The organism is Actinoplanes sp. NPDC051633, assembly GCF_040681735.1.
GTDB lineage: Bacteria > Actinomycetota > Actinomycetes > Mycobacteriales > Micromonosporaceae > Actinoplanes.
This window is the reverse complement of the sequence record NZ_JBFAZH010000732.1, coordinates 1-3,992: the sequence shown is the minus strand read 5'-3', so window position 1 is coordinate 3,992 and position 3,992 is coordinate 1. Positions and strand designations below refer to the sequence as shown.

The 3,992-nt window shown below is 68.0% G+C and carries 6 protein-coding genes and 1 pseudogene; 6 read left to right on the top strand and 1 reads right to left on the bottom strand.

All coding sequences use genetic code 11. The features are described from left to right. Positions 1 to 92: 92 nt before the first annotated feature. The 5 genes and pseudogenes from clpS (at position 93) to AB0M20_RS30835 (ending at position 2,776) form a co-directional block, all read left to right on the top strand. Positions 93 to 383 (top strand): ATP-dependent Clp protease adapter ClpS, encoded by a 291-nt coding sequence (clpS, locus tag AB0M20_RS30855; protein ID WP_364303845.1) that lies wholly within the window; start codon positions 93 to 95, stop codon positions 381 to 383. Positions 384 to 396: 13 nt separating this feature from the next. Next, complete coding sequence (locus AB0M20_RS30850) at positions 397 to 897, top strand: DUF2017 domain-containing protein (RefSeq protein ID WP_364303844.1); 501 nt, start codon at positions 397 to 399, stop codon at positions 895 to 897. Between the two features lie 53 nt (positions 898 to 950). Further along, a pseudogene (locus tag AB0M20_RS30845) lies at positions 951 to 1,432 on the top strand (M67 family metallopeptidase). Positions 1,433 to 1,490: 58 nt separating this feature from the next. Then, complete coding sequence (locus tag AB0M20_RS30840; RefSeq protein WP_364303843.1) at positions 1,491 to 1,805, top strand: MoaD family protein; 315 nt, start codon at positions 1,491 to 1,493, stop codon at positions 1,803 to 1,805. Positions 1,806 to 1,810: 5 nt separating this feature from the next. After that, on the top strand, positions 1,811 to 2,776 hold the full coding sequence (locus AB0M20_RS30835) for a cysteine synthase (RefSeq protein WP_364303842.1): 966 nt from the start codon (positions 1,811 to 1,813) through the stop codon (positions 2,774 to 2,776). Positions 2,777 to 2,927: 151 nt separating this feature from the next. On the opposite strand, the gene AB0M20_RS30830 is transcribed toward AB0M20_RS30835, so the two are convergent. Then, entirely contained in the window at positions 2,928 to 3,323 is a 396-nt protein-coding gene (locus tag AB0M20_RS30830) for a hypothetical protein (protein ID WP_364303841.1), read from the bottom strand. A gap of 299 nt (positions 3,324 to 3,622) precedes the next feature. Between AB0M20_RS30830 and AB0M20_RS30825 the strand changes: the two genes are divergently transcribed. Next, positions 3,623 to 3,992, top strand: a 370-nt coding sequence (locus AB0M20_RS30825) for an MBL fold metallo-hydrolase (RefSeq protein ID WP_364303840.1), incomplete at its 3' end; no start/stop codon positions are given.

Genomic DNA, 3,992 nt, shown 5'->3' with positions numbered 1-3,992 from the left:
GCCGGACCCACCGGTGCGGTCTACCGGTTCGTGACCAGGGCTTAAAGGTTCTGGTTCCACGATCACGCCGATCCGGTGGCACGATGGTGGGCATGGCGCTGCCCCAGGTCGCTCCCGCCGAGACGCCGGAGATCGAGGAAGTCCCGGAAGTCGACCGGCCCTGGGTGACGATCGTCTGGGACGACCCGGTCAATCTGATGTCGTATGTGACCTGGGTGTTCCAGAAGCTGTTCGGCTATAGCCGCGAGAAGGCCGAGTCGCTGATGTTGGACGTGCACAACAAGGGCAAGGCCGTTGTTTCGTCCGGAGCCCGCGAGCGCATGGAGTTGGACGCCTCGCAATTGCACGGATACGGTCTGTGGGCGACGGTCGACCGCGCATGAGGGTGGTTTAGGCATGTTCCGACGCAACGGCAGCGAGTGCGTGGCCGCGTTCGCCATCGACGAGGTGCGCGTGCTCCGCAAGGTCGCCGGTGAGGTCGTCGACCTGCTGACCGACGGCTTCGCCCACGGCGACCCGGTGGTCGACCGGCTGTTTCCGGACATCTATCCCGACCGCCCCGAGGATTCGGCCGAGTTCCGGCAGTACACCGAGGGTGAGCTCAAGACCGGCAAGATCGACCAGGCCGGCGCGATCCTGGCCGCGCTGCCCGACGACGGGCCGGGCGAGGTGCGGCTGGACGCGGAGACGGCGGAGGCCTGGCTTCGGGCGATCAACGACGCCCGCCTGGCGATGGGCACCCGGCTCGACATCAGCGCGGAGACCGACCTGGGCGACGAGCTCGACGACGCGGTGCTGCACGACCCGGCCTCCAGCCGGGTGTTCCAGCTCAGTGTCTACGCCTACCTCGGCTACCTGCAGGAGTCGCTGCTCAACTCGCTCCCGGAGATCGACTGAGCTGTGGCCACGGCCACGCCTGATCTCCGATTTCCCACGGTAATGTGAAGTGTGTGCTGACCATCGACAGCGCGATCGTCAAGGCGATCGTCGCCCACGCCCGCCGGGACCACCCGGACGAGGCCTGTGGCGTGGTCGCCGGCCCGATCGGCAGCGACGTGCCGACCCGCCTCATCGAGATGGACAACGCCGCCCGGTCGATGACGTTCTACGAGTTCGACTCGATGGAGCAGTTGCGGGTCTGGCGCGAGATGGACGACAACGACGAGGAGCCGGTCGTCATCTACCACTCGCACACGGCGACGGAGGCTTATCCGTCGCGGACCGACATCTCCTTCGCTGGCGAGCCGGGCGCTCACTACCTTCTCGTCTCGACACGCGATCCCGCGGGCGAGGAGATCCGGTCGTTCCGTATCGTGGACACCGTGGTGACCGAGGAAGAGGTCAACATCGTGGATGCGACAGTGGAAGTGTGATGGTTCAGACGTTCATGTTCGGGCAGAGCCCGGCGTCGGTTTTCTATGAGTGTCGCTGAGCGACGACTCCCGACCCCGTCCGTCTTGAACTCATTCTTCTTGAGGAGCATCACAGCAATGGCTATCGAAGTCCGCGTTCCCACCATCCTGCGCAGCTACACCGGCGGCGCGAAGACCGTCGAGGGCTCCGGCGAGACGCTGTCGAGCCTGATCGACGACCTGGACGCCAAGCACAGCGGCCTCAAGGGCCGGCTGATCACCCCCGAGGGCGGTCTGCACCGCTTCGTGAACGTCTACGTCAACGACGAGGACGTCCGCTTCCTCGGCGCGCTGGACGCCAAGCTCTCCGACGGTGACTCCATCACCATCCTGCCGGCGGTGGCCGGCGGCGCGCTCGGCTTCGCCGCGGCCGCGGCCCTCCTAGGTTTGTAGACGGCATGGCTCGCTACGAGAGCCTCCTGGACGCGTGCGGCGGCACACCGCTGGTCGGTCTGCCCCGCCTCTCGCCGACGGTGCCCGACGGGGCACCGCCGGTGCGGCTGTGGGCGAAGCTCGAGGACCGCAACCCCACCGGGAGCATCAAGGACCGGCCGGCGCTCTACATGGTGCGCGAGGCCGAGGAGGCCGGCCGGCTGCGCCCGGGCGACACGATCCTCGAGCCGACCAGCGGCAACACGGGCATCTCCCTGGCCATGGTGGCCAAGCTGCGCGGTTACCGCTTGGTCTGCGTGATGCCGGAGAACGTGTCCGCCGAGCGCGTGCAGCTCCTGCGCATGTACGGCGCCGAGATCATCTTCTCGCCGGCCGCGGGCGGCTCCAACCAGGCGGTGGCGACCGCCAAGCAGATCGCCGCCGAGCACCCCGACTGGGTGATGTTGTTCCAGTACGGCAACCCGGCGAACGCCCGCGCCCACTACGAGACGACCGGTCCCGAGCTGCTGCGCGACCTGCCGACGATCACGCATTTCGTGGCCGGGCTGGGCACCACCGGCACGCTGATGGGCACCGGCCGCTTCCTCAAGGAGAAGGTCGAGGGCATCGAGATCGTGGCCGCCGAGCCCCGCTACGGCGAGCTGGTCTACGGCCTGCGCAACATCGACGAGGGGTACGTCCCCGAGCTCTACGACGCGACGGTGCTCAACCGGCGCTTCTCGGTCGGCACCCGCGACGCGGTCCTGCGTACCCGTCAGCTGGTCGAGGTCGAGGGCATCTTCGCCGGCTTCTCCAGCGGCGCGATCCTGCACGCGGCGCTGGCGGTGGCGCACGAGGCGGTCAAGGCCGGCCGTCGCGCCGACGTGGCGTTCGTGATCTGCGACGGCGGCTACAAATACCTGTCGACCGGCGCCTACGGCGGCACGCTCTCCGACGCGGAAGACGCGCTCGACGGCCAGCTCTGGGCTTAGATCAAAGGCTTTGCGGAATACGAGCCATCTGAAGTCCCGAAGTCCCAGCCGGCCGCCGTCGTGCGCAAGGCCGCACGCAGCCGCCGGCCGAGCAAAGTGGTAGCCCACCCACCTGTCCGAGGGTCCGACACGTGGGTGGGCTACCACGTTGTTACTGGGTGACCGCCAGGGCCACGTCGCCGGCCAGCGGGACCGCCGCGGCGAGCATGAGCACGTAGGGGAGCACCCGCCGGTGGATCGAGAGGAACGCGCCCACGACCAGCGCGACGCTCATCAGGCCGAGCAGGGAGAGCACCGGGATGTACCAGCCGGGCACGCCGCCGACCACCGAGATGAACCCGCGCACGCCCACCCCGACCCCGATCAGGCCGAGCGCCGAGGCGTAGAGCGACATGGACAGCAGCCGGCGGGTGCCGGGGGCGGGGTCGTCCGCGGCGGGGAAGCGGAAGAACAGATCGCGGTCGTTCGGATCGACCGTGGCGACGTCGCCCTCCCAGCCGAACGGTACGACGGCCGTCGGTGCATCCACGTCGGTCGACATCGCCATGCCTCCAGGCTCGGGTTTCTCCACGCCGCCCGGAGGACCGGGCGCCGGAGGCCGCAAAGTGAAGTCAACGGCCTCACGGTGTGCAACGGGGATCCATCACGGGTAGTAACGCGGAGCATGGAGACCGAGGTCACGGGCGGTGTGATGTAGGTTGTCGATTTGGCGACAAATCGATCAGACGTTTATCCGGCGCGCTGGTCCCGGCGTACGCTTCGCAGCGTGATTGACTGGTCTCTGATTATCACCACGGGCCGGTCGGACGGGGCGTGGACGACGGGGCGTGATTCAGGGGTATCCGCATGCGACTGACCGTTCTCGGCTGTGCCGGTAGTTTCCCCGGCCCCGAATCGGCCTGTTCCGCCTACCTCGTCGAGGCCCAGGGTTTTCGGCTTCTCGTCGATTTCGGGTCGGGATCACTGTCCGCTCTGCAGCGATACGCCGGGCTCGACGCGGTTGACGCGATACTGCTCACCCATCTGCACTGTGACCACATGTCAGACGCGTGCGACTACGTTGTGGTCCGGCGATACGACCCCGCGGGTCCCAAGCCGCCGCTGCCGGTCTACGCGCCGGTCGGTGCCGCCGAGCGCATCGCGGGCGCCTACAGCCCGGATGCCGAGCCGGTCGACGACGTCTTCAACTTCTTCCGGCTGGAGCCGGGCACCTTCC